Consider the following 19,078-nt stretch of genomic DNA (forward strand, 5'->3'; position numbering starts at 1 on the left):
TCATGACCGCTCCCGTGCTCGAACTCCTCCCCGCCGTCGACGTGCAGGGAGGCCAGGCCGTGCGCCTGGTCCAGGGCGAGGCCGGCTCCGAGACCGCCTACGGCGCCCCGCTCGAGGCCGCGCTCGGCTTCCAGGAGGGCGGCGCCCGCTGGCTCCACCTCGTGGACCTCGACGCCGCCTTCGGCCGCGGCAGCAACGCCTCGCTGCTCGCGGAGGTCGTCGCCGCCGTGGACATGAACGTCGAGCTCTCCGGCGGCATCCGGGACGACGAGTCCCTCGCCGCGGCCCTCGCGACCGGCTGCCGCCGCGTCAACCTCGGCACCGCGGCCCTCGAGAACCCGGACTGGACCGCGGAGATCCTCGCCGAGCACGGCGACCGCATCGCCGTCGGCCTCGACGTGCGCGGCACGACCCTCGCCGCCCGCGGCTGGACCCGCGACGGCGGTGACCTCTGGGAGACCCTCGAGCGCCTCGACGCCGCCGGCTGCCAGCGCTACGTCGTCACCGACGTCACCAAGGACGGCACCCTCCAGGGGCCCAACGTCGACCTGCTGCGCGAGGTCTGCTCCCGCACCGAGGCGAAGGTCGTCGCCTCCGGCGGCATCTCCTCCCTCGCGGACCTCGAGGCGCTGCGCGGGCTCGTCGCCGACGGCGTCGAAGGGGCGATCGTCGGCAAGGCCCTCTACGCCGGCGCCTTCACCCTGCCCGAGGCGCTCGACGTCGCGGGGCGGGCGTGACCTCGCCCCAGGACCCCGCGACGAGCCCCGCCCGTCGGGACCTCCCGGCCCACTTCGTCGAGAAGTCCCCGCTCACCGACACCGCCGGGGTCTCCTGGAAGGGCCGCGACTACACCGTGAGCCCCTTCCCGGGGGACGACGGCTCCACCCCGGCCGACGTCGCCGCCGCCCTCGCCGCGCACCGCGCGGGGGAGGACCCGCACCGGCGTGCGCTTGTCGCCGCGATCGCCGGCTCCCGGCTGCTCGTGCCGATCATGGCCGTCGCGACCGAGGAGGGCGAGACCGCCCACGGCCTCACCGGGGACAACGGCGCGGACATGGCCATGGTCTCGCTGACCGCGCCGGACGGCTCCCGCGTGCTGCCCGTCTTCACCTCGGCCGCGGCGCTCTCCGCCTGGCGCCGTGAGGCGCGGCCCGTGCCCGTGCTCGCCGCCCAGGCCGCGCAGGCAGCGGTCCAGGAGGGGTGCACGTCGCTGCTGCTGGACGCCTCGGCTCCCGAGGACGACGGCGGGCCGATCCCGCTGCCGCGCTCCGTGCTGTGGGCGCTCGCCCAGGGCCGCACGTGGATCCCGCCCCACGAGGATCCCGAGCTCGCGGCCGAGCTCGACGCGATCGCGGCCGCCGTCCCCTCCGTGCTCGCGCTCGCCGCGACCCCGGGGGAGCGCACCGAGGTCGTGCTCCGGGTGCGGCTCGAGGACGGCCTGGACCGGGACGGCGTGCAGGCGGTCGTCACCGATCTCTCCGCCCGCCTGGGGGCCTCGACCCTCGTCGCGGAGCGGATCTCCTCGCTCACCCTGGCCCTGGGACGGTAGATGGACGCCTATCGCCGGGTGCTCGCGGCGCCCGGCGTGGCGGGCGTGCTCCTGCTCGGGTTCCTCGCCCGCATCCCGTTCTCCACGCTGGGCCTGCTGCTGACCCTCCACTGCGTGCGCACCCTGGACCGCTCCTACCTCGAGGCGGGCCTCGTCGTCACGGCGACGACGATCGGCACCGCGATCTCCTCCCCGTGGCGCGGCCGGCTCGTGGACACCAAGGGCCTGCGCCGGGCCGTGCTGCCCTCGATCCTCGTGCAGTCCGTCGCCGTGGTCGCCATGGCCTTCGCCCCCTTCGAGGCGGTGCTCGTGCTCGCGCTGATCGGCGGGCTGTTCGGGCTCCCGGTCTGGGCGATCGTCCGCACCTCGCTGTCCGTGCTCGTGCCGGCGACGCTGCGCCGCAGCGCCTTCGCCCTCGACTCGGTGTTCACCGAGCTGGCGTTCATGATCGGCCCGGCCGCCGTGACCCTCGCCGCGCTCGCCGCGGGCACCCGGGCGAGCCTCGTGGTCGTCGGCGTCCTCGTCGCCCTCGCCGGCATCGGCATGGCCGTGACGAACCCGCCCACCCGGAGCGACCAGCTCATGCTGCCCGCGCGGCTGCCGGCCCCGCTCGAGGCTGCGGAGGGCGCCGTCCTCGCCCAGCAGGAGCTGCTCGCCGAGCGCCGGGTCGCGGAGGACCTGCGCACGGGCCAGATCCCGGTGATCGCCCCGGGACAGGGTGACCCCGGGAAGACCGCCGCACGCCGCGCCCTGCTCACGGCCGGGGGACTGTCGGTGCTGCTCGCGACCGCGACGGGCTCCCTCGTCCTCACCGCGACGGACCTCTCGATCGTCGCGATCCTCGACGAGCGTGGCCTCGCGGCGATGATCGCCGGGATGATGGCGCTGTGGTGCGCGGGCAGCCTCGTGGGCGGCCTCGTCTACGGCGCGATGAGCCGTGGGCTCGACCCGCTGTGGGTGCTGCTGGGCCTCGGGGCGCTCTCGCTCCCGGTCGCCGTCACCGCCTCGGGGGACCTGCTCCTGCTCGCGGTGACGATCACCCTCGCGGGGCTGTTCATCGCCCCCATGATCACGGCGACAGGAGAGGCGATCGCGCAGCTCGTGCCGGAGGCCGTGCGCGGGGAGGCGATGGGCTGGCACGGCACCGCGATGACCGTCGGCGCCGCCGCGGGCTCCCCCGTGGTGGGGGCCGTCATCGACGGGGCCGGCCCGGCCTGGGGCGTGGGCGCCGCGGGAGCGGTCGCGCTCCTCGTCGCGCTCGCGGCGCTGCTCGCCCGGCGGGTGCGGCGCTCCCGGCGACGGGGTCGCTGGGAGGCCGCCGCCGGCTGAGGCGGTGGGGCGGGGTCAGGAGATCCGGCCGGTCCACTTCTCGCCCGGGGCCTCGCCCGGCGCATCGGGGAAGGGCAGTGCCTCGGCGAAGGCGAGCTGCAGCGAGCGCAGACCGTCGCGCAGGGAGCGGGCGTGCTCGTTGCCGATCTCGGGAGCCGCCGCGACGACGAGCCCGGCGAGCGCGGTGATGAGCTTGCGGGCCTCGGAGAGGTCCTTGTGGCCGGCCTCCTCCTCGTCCTCGCCGAGCCCGACCTTCACCGCGGCGGCGCTCATGAGGTGCACGCAGGAGCTCGTGATGATCTCGACGGCGGCGACGTCGGCGATGTCGCGCAGTGCCTGCGCGGCGAGCTCGTCCTCGGTGGTGGGGTGCTGCTGCTCGGTCATGGGGGTCCTTTCGGGGTCAGCGGGGGAGTGCGCGGGTCGGACGTGAATCGGGTGCGGTGGGGGAGCGGGGCTCATCCGCCGAGCGGCAGCGTGCCCCGGCCCACCTCGGGGGCGGAGGAGAAGGCGAGGTCGAGCCCGGTGGCCTCGGTGCCCGCGGGGACGTCGAAGACGCCGTGGTAGACGGCGGTCTCGCCCGCGCCCACCGTGCCGAAGGCCTCGGAATCCGCGACGAGCGCCCGGTTCGCCTCCTCGGAGACGGGATAGCGGTCGCCCGCGGCGGAGACCAGCTCCATGGTGCCACCGCCGGAGCTCACCAGGAGCGGGGCCTCGCCGTCGTTCGTCATCTCGACGGTCACGACGACGAACTCGCCCTCGGGCTCGATCCGGCCGGAGGCGTCGCCCACGGAGCGCACGCCGACCTCGGTGGAGACCTCGCGGAAGGTCGCGGGGCCCAGGGCGACCGTCCCCGTCGCCGCGGCACTCGCGGCCGGGTCGGAGCTCGCGGTCGCCGCGTCCTCCCCGCCGCCGGTCAGGGCGCGAACGGCGAGGATCCCGCCGCCGGTCAGCACCGCGAGCAGGAGCACGGCGGAGACGGCGATCGCGGCGATCCGGAGGCCGCGGCCGGAGCGGGGGGCGGGCTCGTCGGCGACGGGGAGGGCGGGGGCGCGGTGGGAGCGGAGCGGGGCGACGGCGGGCGCGGGGAACCCTTCGGGCACGGGGCGCAGCACGGCGCGCGGGGAGGTCGGGGCGGGCGGCTCCGCGGCGCCATCGGCGCGGGAGTCGGCCGCGGGGGCATCAGCGGCGCCGGGGGCCTCGGAGCTGCCGGAGGCGTCGTCGGAGCCGTAGTCGTAGCTGTGGGGTGCCGCGCCGGCGTCCTCCCCGGGCGTGGGATCATGGTCCGTGGTGTCCACCGGTGCTCCTCGTCCTCGCGGCGCGGGCGTCCCCCTGCGCGATGCACATCACCCAGGACCCCCTGGACGCGGCGCTCTGCCCTGCTAGGATAGACGACCGGAACATGTCTTCGGTCTGTCCGTCCCGTTCGGGATGGAGGGGCCGGGCAGTCCTCAAGTGGAGTCCCTCCCACCTCGTGGCCACCGTCCCGAGCGCAATGCGCCGGGCGACCGTCACCGGGTCAGTACCAGACCGGCCCTCACGGGTCGGCCGGCGTTCACGCGCCATGGTGTCGGGGCCTCCGCAGGAGCGGGGGCCCTTTTCTCATGTTCCGTGTCGACACCGAGGTGAGGAGCCACCATCAGCGAACAGCGCATCAACGGTCAGATCAAGGTCCCCAAGGTCCTCCTGGTCGGCCCCAACGGCGAGCAGGTCGGGATCGTCCGCGTCGAGGACGCCCTGCGACTCGCCCAGGAAGCCGATCTGGATCTGGTGGAGGTCGCCCAGGGCGCCAATCCGCCTGTTGCGCGGCTCATGGATTACGGCAAGTTCAAGTACGAAGCCAACATGAAGGCCCGCGAGTCGCGGAAGAACCAGGCCAACACCGTCCAGAAGGAAATCCGGATGGGCCTGAAGATCGACAAGCACGACTACGAGACCAAGCGTCGCAACGTCGAGAAGTTCCTCAACGGTGGCGACAAGGTCAAGGTCATGATCCGTTTCCGCGGTCGTGAGCAGTCCCGACCGGAGATGGGCATCAAGCTGCTCGGTCGCATGGCGGAGGACGTCGCCGAGCTCGGTTTCGTCGAGTCGCACCCGCGACAGGACGGCCGCACGATGGTGATGGTCCTCGGACCCCACAAGAAGAAGGCCCAGGCGATGGCCGAGGCGCGCAAGCGTCGCACCGACGCCGAGAAGGCCGAGAGCAACTCGTCGAAGCAGGCCGAGGCGCCTGCCGAGGACGTCGCGCCCACCGGCGACGAGTCCTGAGACAGCACGAAGGAGACAAGGCACCATGCCGAAGAACAAGACCCACTCGGGCACCAAGAAGCGCATCCGCGTCACCGGCTCCGGCAAGCTCATGCGGGAGAAGGCGAACGCTCGCCACCTCCTCGAGCACAAGAGCTCGACCCGCAAGCGCCGTCTCGGGAACGACACCGATGTGGCCAAGGCGGACGTCAAGCGCATGAAGAAGCTGCTCGGCCGCTGAACCTCCTCGCGGGAGGAGAGTTCCCGCAGCACTGAACTCACATACCAGCGAAGGAGAATCACGTGGCACGCGTGAAGCGGGCGGTCAACGCCCATAAGAAGCGTCGGGAAATCCTCGAGCAGGCCAGCGGCTACCGCGGTCAGCGCTCGCGCCTGTACCGCAAGGCGAAGGAGCAGGTCCTGCACTCGCAGACCTACAACTTCCGCGACCGCAAGAAGAACAAGGGCAACTTCCGCCAGCTCTGGATCCAGCGCATCAACGCTGCGGCCCGTGCGAACGGCATGACCTACAACCGCTTCATCCAGGGCCTCGGGCTCGCGGGTGTCGAGGTCGACCGCCGCATGCTCGCCGAGCTCGCCGTGAACGACGCGCCGGCCTTCGCCGCGCTCGTCGAGGTCGCCAAGGGCGCGCTGCCCGAGGACGTCAACGCCCCCGCGGCCTGACTCCACCAGCGTGAACCCCGAGCGCCCGGACCAGTCCCCGATCACCTCGCCCCGCTCCGAGCGGGTGCGGCGGATCGCGGCACTGTCCGGGCGCTCCGCGCGTCGCAAGCAGGGGCACCTCCGCGTCGAGGGCCCCCAGGCCGTCCGCTCCCTGCTCGCCGAGCGCCCGGAGCTCGCGCTCGAGCTCTTCCTCACCGCCCGCGCCGCCGAGGACCATCCCGAGCTGGCGCGGCTCGCCGCGGCGGCCGGTGTCCCGACCCGCGAGGTCGACGAGACGCTCATCCGTGCCATGACCCGCGAGCCCGGCGGCGGGGAGGGCCAGGACCGCCCCGAGAGCGGTGCCGCGGGCGCCGTCTCGCCCCAGGGTGCGATCGCCGTGGCCCGCCTCCCCGAGGAGAGCGCCGGCGCGGCCCTCGCCGCGATCGCCGCGCTGCCCGCCGAGGGGCCGCTCACCGCGGTCGTCCTGCACGAGGTGCGGGACCCCGGGAACGTCGGCACCCTGCTGCGCACGGCAGACGCCGCCGGCGCGGACCTCGTGCTGCTCACCCGCACGAGCGCGGACCCGTACTCCCCGAAGGCCGTCCGCGCCGCCGTCGGCAGCACCTTCCACCTCCCCGTGATCGCCGGCGCCGTGGCCCCCGCCCTGCTGGACGCCCTCGCCGGCCGGGGGATCACCGCCACCGCGACGAGCGGCTACGCGAGCACGGACCTGTTCGAGGCGGAGCTGCCCGAGCGGATCGCCTGGATCCTCGGCAACGAGGCCCGCGGGCTCGACGAGGCCACCCTCGCCGCCGCCCCGCTCGCCGTGCGGATCCCGCTGGCCGGTCACGCCGAATCGCTCAACGTGCACACCGCCGCGACGGTGTGCCTCTTCGAGACCCTCCGCCGCCGAACCCGATGAAGGCGCCCACAGCCCGATGAGCCCGAACCCCGCCGCAGCCTCGCCCCGCAACCGCGACGGCGGCCGCACCCTCCCCACTCCGCTCGCGGTCCCGGTCCTGCTCGCTCTGACGATCGCCGTGGCCCTGCTGGGGATCATCGCGACCGGCGCCGCCGCGCCGAACTCCCTCGTCCCGGCCTCGGGCCTGGTCACCTGGGGGATCCCCGCCGTGCGCGGCCTGCACCACCTGGGCCTGCTGCTCGCGGTGGGCGCCGGCGGGACCGCCGTGCTCCTGCAGCCCGGGCCCTCCCGCGCCGAGGTGCGCTCCCTGGGCGGCGGCCGCGGCCGGACCGTGCGCCTCGCCGCCGCCGGCGCCGGCCTGTGGGCCCTCTCCGCCCTCGCCCTCGTCCCTCTCGGCGGTCTCGAGGCGGCCGGCGCGGGGACCGATCTCGACGTCTGGCAGATCGCGCTCGGCGCGGACCTCGGCCGGATCCAGCTCGCCGTCGCGATCCTCGCCGGGTTCTCGGCCCTCCTCGGGCTGCTCGCCCGCAGCACCGTCGGCGCCGCCTGGGCGCTCGCGGCCGCGGGCCTCGGCGTCGCCGCCGTCGGCCTCGAGGGTCATGCCGGGGCGAGCCTGGACCACACCAACGCCGTCAACGCGATGGTGCTGCACCTCCTCGGCGTCTCGGTGTGGGCCGGCGGCCTGCTCGCGATCTCCCTGATCGCGCCGAGGCTGCCGGACGCCGAGCTCGCCGTCGTCGTGCGCCGCTTCTCCCCGTGGGCGCTCGCTGCGGTGGTCGTGCTCGCCCTCAGCGGCCTGGTCAACGCCTCGATCCGGCTCGACGGGCCCGGCGAGCTGCTCACCACGGCCTACGGTCGCGTGCTGCTGCTGAAGACGGTGCTGCTCATGGGGCTCGCCGCGCTCGGCGCCGCCCAGCGGCGGCGCCTCGGGGAGCGGCTGCGGTTCCGCCACCTCGCCCTCACCGAGGGCGTCATGCTCGCCGTCGTCATCGGGGCGTCGATCGCGCTGGGCCGCACCGCCCCGCCCGTCCCGCAGACCGTCCCGCTCGTCGGCGACCTGCGCCGCCTCGCGCTCGTGGGCTACCTGCCGCCCACCACGCCCCTGGACCCGGCCGCCCTGGTCACCGTCTGGCACCCGGACTGGGGCAGCGTCATCATCGCCGCCGCGATGGCCGGGCTCTACCTCGCGGGTGTCGTGCGCCTGCGCCGCCGCGGCGACTCCTGGCCGCTGCTGCGCACCGCGCTCTGGCTTGCCGGCTGCCTCGCCCTCGTGTGGGTGATGAACGGGGGCGCCGCCGCGTGGGGCCGCTACCGCTTCGACGCGCACATGGTCCAGCACATGGCGATGATGATGATCGTGCCGCCGCTGTGGGTGCTCGGCGGCCCGGTCACGCTGCTCTCCCGCGCCGTCGCGCCCCGCACCGACGGCTCCCGCGGCCTGCGCGAGTGGGTGCTCGCGGCGCTCCACTCCGGGTACTCGCGCATCGTCTCGAGCCCGCCCGTGGCCGGGCTGCTCTTCGCCGGCTCGCTCGTCGTCTTCTACTTCACCCCGCTGTTCGAGCTGTCGATGCGCACCCACGTGGGCCACGTCGCGATGACCGTGCACTTCCTGCTCGCCGGGTACCTCTTCGCCTGGGTGCTCATCGGCGTGGACCCGGCGCAGAAGCCGATCAACCCGGTCCTCAAGCTCATCACGCTGCTCGTCACCCTCGCCTTCCACGCCTTCTTCGGCATCGCCCTGTACTCGGCGACCTGGATCGTGGCGCAGGACTGGTACACCGAGCTGGGGCTCTACGCGCCCGCGCAGCTCGAGCTGATCCAGGCCCGCGGCGCCTCGATCATGTGGGCCGTCTCCGAGATCCCGACGGTGCTCTACGCGATCCTCCTGGTGCTCCAGTGGATCCGTTCGGAGGACCGCCGCGCCCGGCAGTACGACCGCAAGGCCGAGCGCGACGGCGGCGCCGAGCTCGCCGCGTACAACGCGTACCTCGCGGGGCTCCAGGGCGGGGCCCCGTCCGACGGGGACCAGGCCGACGCGACGGCGCCCGCCCCCGACCCGGCCGCCTCCGCGCGGGAGGACGGCGGGCCCGGGACGGGCGCCGGGAGCTGAGCGGGCCTCAGAGCCAGTCGCCGCGGGCGCGCTCCTGCTCCTCGCCGATCGTGGTGTCGTCGCCGTGACCGGTGTGCACCACCGTCGCGGGATCCATGACGAACAGGCGCTCCCGGATCGACTCCTCGATGGTGTCGCGGGAGGAGAACGAGCGGCCGGTCGCACCCGGGCCGCCCTGGAACAGGGTGTCGCCGGTCATGACGGCCTGCAGCTGGTCGAGGTGGTAGCAGGTCGAGCCGGGGGAGTGGCCCGGCGTGTGCACCGCCTCGATGTCCACACCTGCGACGGTGAACATGTCCCCGTCCTCGACGTCGGCGTCCCAGGGCAGGTCGCCGTGGGTGAGCTTCCACAGCTCGGCGTCGGCCGGGTTCAGCAGCAGCGGCGCCTCGAGCGCCTCGGAGAGCTCCGGGGCGAAGCGCACGTGGTCGTCGTGGGCGTGGGTGAGCAGGATGCCCACGCACTCCCGCTCGCCCACGAGGCGCACGATCGCCTCGACGTCGTGCGGGGCGTCGAAGACGACGCACTGCTCGTCGTCGCCCAGCACCCACACGTTGTTGTCGACGTCGAAGGTCTCCCCGTCGAGCGTGAAGGTGCCGGAGACGACGGTCCGCTCGAGCCGCGCGGTCATCGTCCGATCACCGCCACGGTGCGCAGCGTGCCGCCCTCGTGGAGGGAGTCCAGCGCCGTGTCCACACCGGCGAGGTCCGTGCGGCCGGTGACGAAGCGGTCCAGCGGCAGTCGCCCCTGCAGGAACAGGTCGGTGAGGTAGGGGAAGTCCCGCTCGGGGAGGCAGTCCCCGTACCAGGAGGACTTCAGCGAGCCGCCGCGACCGAACACGTCCAGCAGCGGGAGCGTGAGCTCCACGCCCGGCCGCGGCACGCCCACGAGGACGACGCGGCCGGCGAGATCGCGCGCGTAGAAGGCGGTCTCGTAGGTCTGCGGGATGCCGACGGCGTCGATGACGACGTCCGCGCCGAAACCGCCCGTGAGCTCTTGCACCTTCTCCGCCACCTCCTGCGGGGAGAGGCCCTGCGTGGCGAGGGTGTGGGTGGCGCCGAGCTCGCTCGCCGCGGCGAGCTTCTTTTCGTCGACGTCGAGGCCGATGATCGTCGTGGCGCCCGCGAGCTTCGCGCCGGCGATCGCGGCGCAGCCCACGCCGCCCAGGCCGATCACGGCGACGCTCTCGCCGCGCTGGACCTGGCCGGTGTTCATCGCGGCGCCGAGGCCCGCCATGACGCCGCAGCCCAGCAGGCCGGCGACCTCGGCGGGGGCGTCCTCGGAGACCTTGGTGCATTGGCCCTCGTGGACGAGCGTCTTCTCCGCGAAGGAGCCGATGCCGAGCGCGGGGGTGAGCTCGGTGCCGTCGGTGAGGGTCATCTTCTGCGAGGCGTTGTGGGTGGCGAAGCAGTACTGCGGCACGCCCTTCCTGCACGCGCGGCACTCGCCGCACACGGCGCGCCAGTTCAGCACGACGTAGTCGCCGACCTCGACGTGGGTCACGGCCTCGCCGACGACGGACACGCGGCCGGCGGACTCGTGGCCCAGCAGGAACGGGAACTCGTCGTTGATGCCGCCGTCGCGGTAGGCGAGGTCGGTGTGGCACACACCGGTCGCCTCGATGTCGACGATCACGTCGTGCGGGCCGGGGTCGGGGATGACGATGTCGACGAGCTCGGCGGGCGCCTTCTCGGCGCGGGCGATGACGCCCTTCACGGTCGTGGGCACGGGGATGCTCCTTCAGCAGTGGTCGGGCTTGCCGTCCCAGGCTAGCGGGGAGCGGGGGCCGGGGCGGGCGCCGTGGCCCGACGCCCGTGCATCCCTCCTAGAATGGTCCGCGGTGCCCGCCTCGCGGCCGGCGCCTCCCGAGCACCCCAGGACGAAAGCGAACCCCGTGTCAGAGACGAACCCCGCGCCCGGCGGGCCCGCGATCGACGAGCAGGCGATCACCGCCGCCGTCGACGCCGCGCTCGCCGCGATCGCCGCGGCCCCGGACACCGCGACCCTCAAGCAGGTGCGCATCGACCACGTGGGCGACGCGAGCGTGCTGAGCACCGCGAACCGCGCGATCAAGGACCTCCCCAAGGACCAGAAGGCCGCCGCGGGCAAGCTCGTGGGCCAGGGCAAGGGCCGCGTCCAGCAGGCCCTCGCCGCCCGTCAGGGCGAGCTCGCCGCCGCCGAGGAGGAGGCCGCGCTCGCGGCCGAGACCGTGGACATGACCCTGCCCACGGACCGCCGCCCCCGCGGCGCCGCGCACCCGCTGAGCACGCTCACCGACCGCATCGAGGACTTCTTCGTCGGCATCGGCTGGGAGATCGCGGAGGGCCCCGAGGCGGAGTCCTCCTGGCTGAACTTCGACGCCCTGAACGCGGATCCCGAGCACCCCTCCCGCTCGCTGCAGGACTCCATCTACCTCGCGCCCGAGGGGTCCGGCATGCTGCTGCGCACGCAGACCTCGCCGGTGCAGGTCCGGGCCATGCTCGAGCGCGGCGCCCCGCTGTACGTCGCGTGCCCCGGGACCGTCTACCGGGCCGACGAGATCGACGCGACCCACTCGCCCGTCTTCCACCAGGTCGAGGGTCTCGCGATCGACAAGGGCCTGACGATGGCGAACCTCGTCGGCACGCTCGACGCCTTCGCCGCGCACCTCTTCGGCGGGGCGCCCGTGACGCGCCTGCGCCCCAACCACTTCCCCTTCACGGAGCCGAGCGCGGAGATGGACTTCCGCTGCTTCTCGTGCGACGCGCGTCTGGGCCTGGACCACGACGCGGACCCGGAGTGCCGGGTCTGCGGTGGCACCGGCTGGATCGAGATGGGCGGCTGCGGCATGGTCCACCCGAACGTGCTCCGCGCGGCCGGCGTGGACCCCGAGGAGTACCAGGGCTTCGCCTTCGGCCTGGGCATCGAGCGCATCCTCATGCTGCGCAACAGCGTCGCCGACATGCGCGACATGGTGGAGGGCGACGTCCGCTTCTCCCAGCACTACGGGACGGAGATCTGACATGCCTCGCATTCCCCTGACCTGGCTCGCCGAGCACACCACCCTCCCCGAGGGCACCGGCGCCCAGCAGGTCGCGACCGACCTCTCCCGCGTGGGCCTCGAGGAGGAGGCGATCTTCGGCGCGCAGGTGACCGGCCCCCTCGTGGTGGGCCGCGTGCTCGAGCTCGTCAAGGAGCCGCAGAAGAACGGCAAGACCATCAACTGGGTGCGCGTCGACGTCGGCCCCGAGCACAACGAGGACCTCGACGACCCGAAGGACCCGCAGCCCGGGCAGGAGCGCCCCAGCCGTGGGATCATCTGCGGCGCGCACAACTTCGTCGAGGGCGACCTCGTCGTCGTCTCCCTGCCCGGCACCGTGCTCCCCGGCGACTTCGCGATCGCCGCGCGGAAGACCTACGGCCACACCTCCGACGGCATGATCTGCTCGGGCGACGAGCTGGGCCTGGGCCCGGACCCCGACGGCGAGGACGGCATCATCGTCCTCGGCCGCGGGCACGCGAAGGGCCTCACCGGCGAACCCGGCGACGACGCGATCGCCCTGCTGGGCCTCGCCGACGAGGTCGTCGAGATCAACGTGACCCCGGACCGCGGCTACTGCTTCTCGATGCGCGGCGTGGCCCGCGAGTACTCCCACGCGACCGGCGCCGCCTACACCGACCCGGCGCTCGCCGTCGAGGTCCCCGCCGCGAGCGGGACCGGCGTCGCGGTCGAGCGCCGTGACGACGCCCCGCTCCGCGGCGCCGAGGGATGCACCCGCTTCGTGGCCCTCGAGGTCACCGGTGTGGACCCCTCCGCACAGACCCCGCGCTGGATGGCCCGCCGCCTCACCCTCGCCGGCATGCGCCCGATCTCCCTGATCGTCGACGTCACGAACTACGTGATGCTCGACCTCGGCCAGCCGCTCCACGCCTACGACGCGGCGAAGCTGAGCGCGCCGATCGTCGTGCGCCGCGCCCGGGCGGGGGAGAAGCTCACGACCCTCGACGACGTGGAGCGCACCCTCGACCCCGAGGACCTGCTCATCACCGACGGGGCGGACGCCTCGCGCGTGCTCGGCCTCGCCGGCGTCATGGGCGGCGCCTCCACCGAGGTCTCCGCGAGCACCACCGACATCGTCCTGGAGGCCGCGACCTTCGATCCCGTGAGCGTGGCCCGCACCGCGCGCCGCCACCGCCTCCCCTCCGAGGCCTCCAAGCGCTTCGAGCGCGGCGTGGACCCGCGGCTGCCGCTGATCGCGGCGACCCGGGCGGCGCAGCTGATCGTCGAGCACGGCGGCGGCACGATCGCCCGCGAGGTCACCGACGACGGCACCGTCACGGACCCCGCCCCGATCCGCCTCGCTGCAGACGCGGCCGAGCGCCTCGTCGGCATCCCCTACACGGCGGAGCAGGTGCGCGGGAGCCTCGAGCAGATCGGCTGCGCCGTCGAGCCCGACGGCGAGGACCACCTCGTGGTCACCCCGCCGTCCTGGCGGCCGGACCTCCTCCTCGCCGAGGACCTCGTCGAGGAGATCGCCCGCCTCGTGGGCTACGCGGAGATCCCCTCCGTGCTGCCCACCGCCCCCGGGGGCCGCGGCCTCACCGTCGCGCAGCGCGCCCGCCGCTCCGCGCAGCGCGCCCTCGCCGAGGCCGGCCTCGTCGAGGTCAAGGTCTCCCCGTTCGTGCCGGCGGACGTGCACGACACGCTCCGCTACCCGGCCGACGACGAGCGCCGCCGGGCCGTGCGCCTGCTGAACCCGCTCGCCGAGGACGAGCCGCTGCTGCGCACCTCGATGCTGCAGAGCCTGCTCCCCACGGCGCGGCGCAACCTGGGCCGCGGCGAGGAGTCCGTCGCGATCTTCCAGCGGGGCTCCGTGTTCCGCGCATCCGGCGGCGGCGCCGCACCGGTGCCCGCCCCGGCGACGCGTCCCAGCGAGGCGGAGCTCGCGGCGATCGCCGCGGCGCTGCCGGAGCAGACCTCCGTCCTCGGCGCCGTGCAGGGCGGGCCCTCCGGCCCGGACTCCTGGCAGGGAGCCCCCGAGGCGTGGGGCTGGACCGATGCGCTCGACCTCGCCCGCCGGGCCGCGGCTGCGGTGGGCGCCGAGCTCGAAGTGCGCCAGCGGGAGATCGCCCCGCTGCACCCGGGCCGCGGTGCCGAGCTGCGCGTCCTCACCTCCGCGGGCGACTCCGTCGTCGTGGGTCTCGCGGGTGAGCTGCACCCTGCCGTGATCAAGGCGTTCGGTCTGCCCGCGCGCACCGCCGCGTTCGAGCTCGACATCGAGGCGGTCATCGCCTCGGCCCCCGCCGTGGTGCTGGCCGCACCGGTGCCCACCTTCCCGCCGGCGAAGGAGGACTTCGCCTTCGTGGTGGAGGAGTCCGTGCCGGCGAGCGCCGTCGAGGCCGCGATCCTCGTGGGCGCGGGCGATCTCGCCGAGCGCGTCCACCTGTTCGACGTCTTCACCGGCGAGCAGGTCGGCGAGGGCCGCAAGTCGCTCGCCTTCGCGGTGCGACTGCGCTCCGCCGAGGGGACCCTCGGCGCGAAGCAGATCGGCGCCGTGCGCGAGAGCATCGTGGCGGCGGTCGCGAGCGCCGTCGGCGGTGAGCTGCGCGCCTGAGCCGACGGCTCGCCGGGCGGTGGGGCGGTTCGATCTCCGAGGTGCCGCCCGGCCGCCCGGCGGGCGCAGGGTCGAGCCGCTCGACTTGGGAGAACATGCAGCAGTGTGTATACAATTGCCTCATGTCTGCCGAGTCCGCTCCCGCCGTCGTCCCGACCCCCGCCGCCCCGGCGGGCCGTCGCCTGCGGGCCGCGATCGTCGGCGCCTCCGGCTACGCGGGCGGTGAGGCCCTGCGCCTGCTCTCCCAGCACCCGCTCGTGGAGGTCACCACGCTCACCGCGCACTCGAGCGCGGGCCGGCACCTCTCCGAGATCGCGCCCCACATCGACCTCGGCGCCGACCTCGTGCTCCAGGAGACCACGGTCGAGGTCCTGCGCGGCCACGACGTCGTCGTCCTCGCCCTGCCCCACGGCGAGTCCGGCCGGATCAGTGCCGCGCTGCGCGCCGAGGACCCGGACGTGCTCGTCCTCGACCTCGGCGCGGACCACCGCCTCGAGAGCGCCGAGGACTGGGCGGAGTACTACGGCACCGAGCACGCGGGCACCTGGACCTACGGCATGCCCGAGCTCCCGCTCGCCGCCGGTCCGAGCCAGCGCGAGCTGCTCACCGGTGCCCGCGAGATCGCCGTCCCCGGCTGCAACGCGACCGCCGTCTCCCTCGCGCTCGTCCCGCTCGTGCGGTCCGGGCTCGTGGACGCCACCGCTCTCTCCGCGGTGCTGCCCGTCGGCTACTCCGGCGCCGGGCGCAGCCCCAAGCAGCACCTGCTGCTCACGGAGGCCGGCGGCGGCGCCCGGCCCTACGGCGTGGGCGGCACGCACCGTCACATCCCGGAGATCCTCCAGAACCTGCGCCGCGCCGCGGGCGAGGACCCGTCGCGGCGCCTCACCTTCACCCCCGTGCTCGTGCCCTTCAGCCGCGGGATCCTCGCCGTGTGCAACGCCCCGGTCGCCGAGGGGACGACGACGCCGGACCTGCTCGCCGCCCTCGACGGCGACTACGGCTCCGAGCACTTCGTGACCGTGCTGCCCGAGGGCGTCGTCCCCGCGACCCAGGAGGTCGTCGGTGCGAACACCCTGCGCGTGGGCGCCGCGGTGGACCGCCGCAGCGGCCAGGCCACCGTCATCGCCGCGATCGACAACCTCGTCAAGGGCACCGCCGGCGCGGCGATCCAGTCGATGAACCTCGCCCTCGGCCTGCCCGAGACGACGGGCCTCGTCCGCACCGCGCTCGCCCCCTGATCCCGCCGGCCCCCGGGCCCGCCGATCCCGAACCACCGCTCCACCCCGCGAAGGACCACATCGTGTCGATCACCCGCCCCCTGGGATTCCGCGCCGCCGGCCTCGCCGCCGGCATCAAGGCCAACGGCCGGCGCGACCTCGCGCTCGTCGTCAACGACGGCCCGCGCGACACCGCCGCCGCCGTGTTCACGAGCAACCGCGTGCAGGCCGCGCCCGTGCTGTGGTCCCGCCAGGCCGTCGCGGACGGCCGCGCCCGCGCGGTGGTCCTCAACTCCGGCGGCGCGAACGCCTGCACCGGACCCGAGGGCTTCGCGGACACCCACCGCACCGCCGAGCACCTCGCGGGCGCCCTCGACGTCTCCGCGCAGGACGTTCTCGTCTGCTCCACCGGGCTGATCGGCGAGCGCCTGCCCATGGAGCCGCTGCTCGCCGGGGCCAGCGCCGCCGTCGACGCGCTCGACGCCGGCGAGCAGGCGGACGCCACCGCCGCGCAGGCGATCATGACCACCGACACCGTCCCCAAGACCGCCGAGGTCGTGCTGCCCTCGGGCGTCGTCGTCGGCGGCATCGCCAAGGGCGCGGGCATGCTCGCCCCCCAGCTCGCGACCATGCTCGTCGTGCTCACCACCGATGCGGACGTCGACGCCGCCACCGCCCAGGAGGCGCTCGCCGCGGCGACCCGCACCACCTTCGACCGGGTCGACTCCGACGCCTGCATGTCCACCAACGACACCGTCATCCTGCTGGCCTCCGGGGCGAGCGGCACAGCGGTGGACGCGGCGGAGCTCGGCGAGGCCGTGCGCGCCGTGAGCGCCGACCTCGCCCGCCAGCTCGTGGCCGACGCCGAGGGTGCGAGCCACGACGTGCACGTCGTGGTCCGCTCCGCGAGCAGCGAGGACGCCGCGCTCGCCGTGGCCCGCGAGATCGCCCGCTCGAGCCTGGTGAAGACCGCGATCTTCGGCAACGACCCCAACTGGGGCCGGATCGTCTCCGCCGCCGGCTGCGTGCCCGAGGCGGTCGCCCCCTTCGACGTCACAGACCTCTCCGTCAGCGTCAACGGCGTCGAGGTGTGCCGCGGCGGGGGAGCCCACCGCGACCGCTCCGAGGTGGACATGACCCCGCGGGAGACCGTCATCGAGGTGGACCTCGGGGCGGGCGCCGCGGAGGCGGACATCTGGACCAACGACCTCACCCACGCCTACGTCGAAGAGAACAGCGCGTACTCCTCATGAGCGGCACCATCGCATCGACGGGCAAGAACCCCCTCACGGAGCTGACCCCCGCGCAGGAGGGCGCCCGCGCCAAGTCCGAGATCCTCATCGAGGCGCTGCCCTGGATGCAGCGCTTCGCGGGGAAGATCGTCGTCGTCAAGTACGGCGGCAACGCGATGATCGACGAGGAGCTGCGTCGCGCCTTCGCGGCGGACGTCGTCTTCATGCGCCAGGCCGGCATCCACGTGGTCGTCGTCCACGGCGGCGGCCCCCAGATCAACGCCATGCTGCAGCGCGTCGGCATCGACTCGGAGTTCCGGGCCGGCCTGCGCGTGACCGACGACGAGACGATGGACGTGGTCCGCATGGTCCTCGTCGGCAAGGTCGGCCGGGAGCTCGTGGGCCTCATCAACGGCCACGGCCCCTCCGCGATCGGCATGTCCGGGGAGGACGCCCGGCTCTTCTCCGCCGTCCGCCGCGGCGCCGTCGTCGACGGCGAGCAGGTGGACCTGGGCCACGTCGGCGCGGTGACGCAGGTGCGTCCCGAGTCGATCCAGGACCTGCTGGACGCCGGGAGGATCCCGGTGGTCTCCTCGATCGCCCCGGAGATCGACGAGGACGGCGAGCCGACGGGCGCCGTGCTCAACATCAACGCCGACCTCGCCGCGGCCGCGCTCGCCGCGGGTCTCGACGCCGAGAAGCTGGTGGTCCTCACCGACGTCGAGGGCCTGTACCGGGACTGGCCGGACCGCGACTCCCTCATCCCGGAGATCGCCGCGAGCGAGCTGAAGGGCATGCTGCCCGCGCTCACCGCGGGCATGATCCCCAAGGCGGAGTCGCTGCTGGACGCCGTGGACGCCGGCGTGCGCACGGCCGCGATGATCGACGGCAGGATCGCCCACGCCCTCCTGCTCGAGGTGTTCACCGACAAGGGCGTGGGCACGATGGTGAGGAGGGACGACTATGTCTGAGCAGAGCACAGCCACCGGCGCCGAGGAGCTCGCGCAGCGCTACTCCCGGTCCCTGATCGGCGTCTTCGGCGCGCCGCAGCGCGTGCTCGTGCGCGGTGAGGGCGTGCACGTCTGGGACGCGGACGGCAACCGCTACCTCGACCTCCTCGGCGGCATCGCCGTGAACGCCCTGGGCCACGCCCACCCGGACGTCGTCGCGGCGCTCGGCAAGCAGGCGGAGACCCTGGGCCACGTCTCGAACTTCTTCGCGACGCCCACCCAGATCGAGCTCGCCGAGCGGCTGCTGCAGCTCGCGCAGGCGCCGGGCGGCTCCGGGGTGTTCTTCACGAACTCCGGCACCGAGTCCAACGAGGCCGCCTTCAAGATCGCCCGCCGCACGGGCCGGCCGCGCATCATCGCCCTCGAGCGCTCCTTCCACGGGCGGACGATGGGCGCCCTCGCCCTCACCCACAAGGAGGCCTACCGCGCCCCCTTCGAGCCGCTGCCCGGCGGCGTCGAGTTCCTCCCCGCGGAGGACCTCCCGGCGCTCGAGGCAGCGCTCGCCACCGGGGACGTGGCCGCCGTCGTGCTCGAGCCGATCCAGGGCGAGGCCGGTGTCATCCCGCTCACCGAGGCGTACCTGCTGGGCGTCCGGGAGCTCACCGCCGCCCACGGCACGCTCTTGATCCTCGACGAGGTCCAGACGGGGATCGGCCGCACGGGGGAGTGGTTCGCCCACCAGCGCTTCGAGGGCGTCGTCCCGGACGTCATGACCCTCGCCAAGGGCCTCGGCGGCGGGTTCCCGATCGGCGCCGTGGTCACCTTCGGCGAGCACGCCAGCACGCTGCTGTCCCCGGGCCAGCACGGCACGACCTTCGGCGGGAACCCGCTCGGCGCGGCCGTCGCCCTGGCCGTCCTCGGCACCCTCGCCGAGGAGGACCTCCTGGGTGCCGCGCGCACCCTCGGGGCGCAGATCACCGCCGAGGTCGCGGCGCTCGCCGCGCGGGATGCGCGCGTCGAGGGCAGCCGCGGCGCCGGGCTGCTGCAGGGCATCGCGCTCGCCGCCCCGATCGCGCCCCAGGTGGTGACCGCCGCCCTCGAGGCCGGCTTCATCGTCAACGCCGCGAATCCCTCCACCATCCGCCTCGCCCCTCCGCTCGTCGTCACCGGCGAGCAGCTGACGAGCTTCCTCACGGCGCTGCCCGCGCTGCTGGACCGCGCCGAGCAGCTCGTCGCGGGCACCGACGCCACTCCCGAGAAGAGGTTCTGAC

18 protein-coding genes are annotated in these 19,078 nt (G+C 74.3%); 14 read left to right on the plus strand and 4 right to left on the minus strand.

Annotated elements, in window-relative coordinates; genetic code table 11:
* The first annotated feature begins 2 nt into the window (after positions 1-2).
* The 3 genes from priA to C1N80_RS07955 are packed head-to-tail and all read left to right on the plus strand — an operon-like array spanning position 3 to position 2,878.
* Complete coding sequence (gene priA / locus C1N80_RS07945; RefSeq protein WP_137770274.1) at positions 3-737, plus strand: bifunctional 1-(5-phosphoribosyl)-5-((5-phosphoribosylamino)methylideneamino)imidazole-4-carboxamide isomerase/phosphoribosylanthranilate isomerase PriA; 735 nt, start codon at positions 3-5, stop codon at positions 735-737.
* A complete protein-coding gene (locus C1N80_RS07950; RefSeq protein WP_137770275.1) occupies positions 734-1,549 on the plus strand; it encodes an SseB family protein in 816 nt (271 codons plus the stop codon). The genes priA and C1N80_RS07950 overlap by 4 nt, the downstream gene beginning before the upstream one ends.
* Positions 1,550-2,878 carry an MFS transporter gene (locus tag C1N80_RS07955; RefSeq protein WP_137770276.1) on the plus strand — a complete coding sequence of 443 codons (1,329 nt, stop codon included), beginning with the start codon at positions 1,550-1,552 and terminating at the stop codon, positions 2,876-2,878.
* Positions 2,879-2,893: 15 nt separating this feature from the next.
* On the opposite strand, the gene C1N80_RS07960 is transcribed toward C1N80_RS07955, so the two are convergent.
* Together C1N80_RS07960 and C1N80_RS07965 are read right to left on the minus strand one after the other, a co-directional pair.
* On the minus strand, positions 2,894-3,262 hold the full coding sequence (locus C1N80_RS07960; RefSeq protein WP_137770277.1) for a DUF1844 domain-containing protein: 369 nt from the start codon (positions 3,260-3,262) through the stop codon (positions 2,894-2,896).
* Positions 3,263-3,333: 71 nt separating this feature from the next.
* Positions 3,334-4,173 carry a DUF4352 domain-containing protein gene (locus tag C1N80_RS07965; protein WP_137770278.1) on the minus strand — a complete coding sequence of 280 codons (840 nt, stop codon included), beginning with the start codon at positions 4,171-4,173 and terminating at the stop codon, positions 3,334-3,336.
* Positions 4,174-4,561: 388 nt separating this feature from the next.
* Between C1N80_RS07965 and infC the strand changes: the two genes are divergently transcribed.
* The 5 genes from infC to C1N80_RS07990 all read left to right on the plus strand — a co-directional run bounded on the left by infC (position 4,562) and on the right by C1N80_RS07990 (position 8,817).
* Positions 4,562-5,143 carry a translation initiation factor IF-3 gene (infC, locus tag C1N80_RS07970; protein WP_240811294.1) on the plus strand — a complete coding sequence of 194 codons (582 nt, stop codon included), beginning with the start codon at positions 4,562-4,564 and terminating at the stop codon, positions 5,141-5,143.
* Between the two features lie 25 nt (positions 5,144-5,168).
* Positions 5,169-5,363 carry a 50S ribosomal protein L35 gene (rpmI, locus tag C1N80_RS07975; RefSeq protein WP_137770280.1) on the plus strand — a complete coding sequence of 65 codons (195 nt, stop codon included), beginning with the start codon at positions 5,169-5,171 and terminating at the stop codon, positions 5,361-5,363.
* Between the two features lie 62 nt (positions 5,364-5,425).
* Positions 5,426-5,806: a 50S ribosomal protein L20 gene (gene rplT / locus C1N80_RS07980; RefSeq protein WP_137770281.1), complete on the plus strand. Its 381-nt coding sequence runs from the start codon at positions 5,426-5,428 to the stop codon at positions 5,804-5,806.
* Positions 5,807-5,816: 10 nt separating this feature from the next.
* Positions 5,817-6,707 (plus strand): RNA methyltransferase, encoded by an 891-nt coding sequence (locus tag C1N80_RS07985; RefSeq protein ID WP_137770282.1) that lies wholly within the window; start codon positions 5,817-5,819, stop codon positions 6,705-6,707.
* A 16-nt stretch (positions 6,708-6,723) separates the two neighbouring features.
* Positions 6,724-8,817, plus strand: a complete 2,094-nt coding sequence (locus C1N80_RS07990) for a cytochrome c oxidase assembly protein (RefSeq protein WP_137770283.1) — start codon at positions 6,724-6,726, stop codon at positions 8,815-8,817.
* Between the two features lie 7 nt (positions 8,818-8,824).
* Here the strand turns inward: C1N80_RS07990 and C1N80_RS07995 are convergent, their stop codons facing one another.
* Positions 8,825-9,445 carry an MBL fold metallo-hydrolase gene (locus C1N80_RS07995; RefSeq protein ID WP_137770284.1) on the minus strand — a complete coding sequence of 207 codons (621 nt, stop codon included), beginning with the start codon at positions 9,443-9,445 and terminating at the stop codon, positions 8,825-8,827.
* Entirely contained in the window at positions 9,442-10,542 is a 1,101-nt protein-coding gene (locus C1N80_RS08000; RefSeq protein ID WP_137770285.1) for an S-(hydroxymethyl)mycothiol dehydrogenase, read from the minus strand. Before C1N80_RS08000 ends, C1N80_RS07995 begins: the two co-directional genes overlap by 4 nt.
* A 166-nt stretch (positions 10,543-10,708) precedes the next feature.
* On the opposite strand from C1N80_RS08000, the gene pheS reads away from it, so the two are divergent.
* The 6 genes from pheS to C1N80_RS08030 all read left to right on the plus strand — a co-directional run bounded on the left by pheS (position 10,709) and on the right by C1N80_RS08030 (position 19,077).
* On the plus strand, positions 10,709-11,815 hold the full coding sequence (pheS, locus tag C1N80_RS08005; RefSeq protein WP_137770286.1) for a phenylalanine--tRNA ligase subunit alpha: 1,107 nt from the start codon (positions 10,709-10,711) through the stop codon (positions 11,813-11,815).
* Position 11,816: 1 nt separating this feature from the next.
* The gene (pheT, locus tag C1N80_RS08010; protein ID WP_137770287.1) at positions 11,817-14,408 is read left to right on the plus strand and encodes a phenylalanine--tRNA ligase subunit beta; all 2,592 of its coding nucleotides are present in this window, start codon (positions 11,817-11,819) and stop codon (positions 14,406-14,408) included.
* Between the two features lie 122 nt (positions 14,409-14,530).
* A complete protein-coding gene (gene argC / locus C1N80_RS08015) occupies positions 14,531-15,646 on the plus strand; it encodes an N-acetyl-gamma-glutamyl-phosphate reductase (protein ID WP_168198062.1) in 1,116 nt (371 codons plus the stop codon).
* 62 nt (positions 15,647-15,708) lie between these two features.
* Positions 15,709-16,878, plus strand: coding sequence for a bifunctional glutamate N-acetyltransferase/amino-acid acetyltransferase ArgJ (gene argJ / locus C1N80_RS08020; protein WP_137770288.1), 1,170 nt, complete (start codon positions 15,709-15,711; stop codon positions 16,876-16,878).
* On the plus strand, positions 16,875-17,828 hold the full coding sequence (argB, locus tag C1N80_RS08025; RefSeq protein WP_137770289.1) for an acetylglutamate kinase: 954 nt from the start codon (positions 16,875-16,877) through the stop codon (positions 17,826-17,828). Before argJ ends, argB begins: the two co-directional genes overlap by 4 nt.
* Positions 17,821-19,077, plus strand: coding sequence for an acetylornithine transaminase (locus tag C1N80_RS08030; RefSeq protein ID WP_137770290.1), 1,257 nt, complete (start codon positions 17,821-17,823; stop codon positions 19,075-19,077). Before argB ends, C1N80_RS08030 begins: the two co-directional genes overlap by 8 nt.
* The last annotated feature ends 1 nt before the right edge of the window (position 19,078 follow it).

This window comes from Brachybacterium sp. SGAir0954 (genome assembly GCF_005490785.1).
Lineage (GTDB): Bacteria > Actinomycetota > Actinomycetes > Actinomycetales > Dermabacteraceae > Brachybacterium > Brachybacterium rhamnosum.

Excerpts from the sequence above, each read along its gene's own strand:
- C1N80_RS07955 (WP_137770276.1), top strand. The coding sequence starts at position 1,550 with ATGGACGCCTATCGCCGGGTGCTCGCGGCGCCCGGCGTGGCGGGCGTG.
- C1N80_RS07990 (WP_137770283.1), top strand. The coding sequence starts at position 6,724 with ATGAGCCCGAACCCCGCCGCAGCCTCGCCCCGCAACCGCGACGGCGGC.
- pheT (WP_137770287.1), top strand. The coding sequence starts at position 11,817 with ATGCCTCGCATTCCCCTGACCTGGCTCGCCGAGCACACCACCCTCCCC.
- C1N80_RS07960 (WP_137770277.1), bottom strand. The coding sequence starts at position 3,262 with ATGACCGAGCAGCAGCACCCCACCACCGAGGACGAGCTCGCCGCGCAG.
- rpmI (WP_137770280.1), top strand. The coding sequence starts at position 5,169 with ATGCCGAAGAACAAGACCCACTCGGGCACCAAGAAGCGCATCCGCGTC.
- argC (WP_168198062.1), top strand. The coding sequence starts at position 14,531 with ATGTCTGCCGAGTCCGCTCCCGCCGTCGTCCCGACCCCCGCCGCCCCG.
- C1N80_RS08030 (WP_137770290.1), top strand. The coding sequence starts at position 17,821 with ATGTCTGAGCAGAGCACAGCCACCGGCGCCGAGGAGCTCGCGCAGCGC.
- priA (WP_137770274.1), top strand. The coding sequence starts at position 3 with ATGACCGCTCCCGTGCTCGAACTCCTCCCCGCCGTCGACGTGCAGGGA.
- argB (WP_137770289.1), top strand. The coding sequence starts at position 16,875 with ATGAGCGGCACCATCGCATCGACGGGCAAGAACCCCCTCACGGAGCTG.
- C1N80_RS07995 (WP_137770284.1), bottom strand. The coding sequence starts at position 9,445 with ATGACCGCGCGGCTCGAGCGGACCGTCGTCTCCGGCACCTTCACGCTC.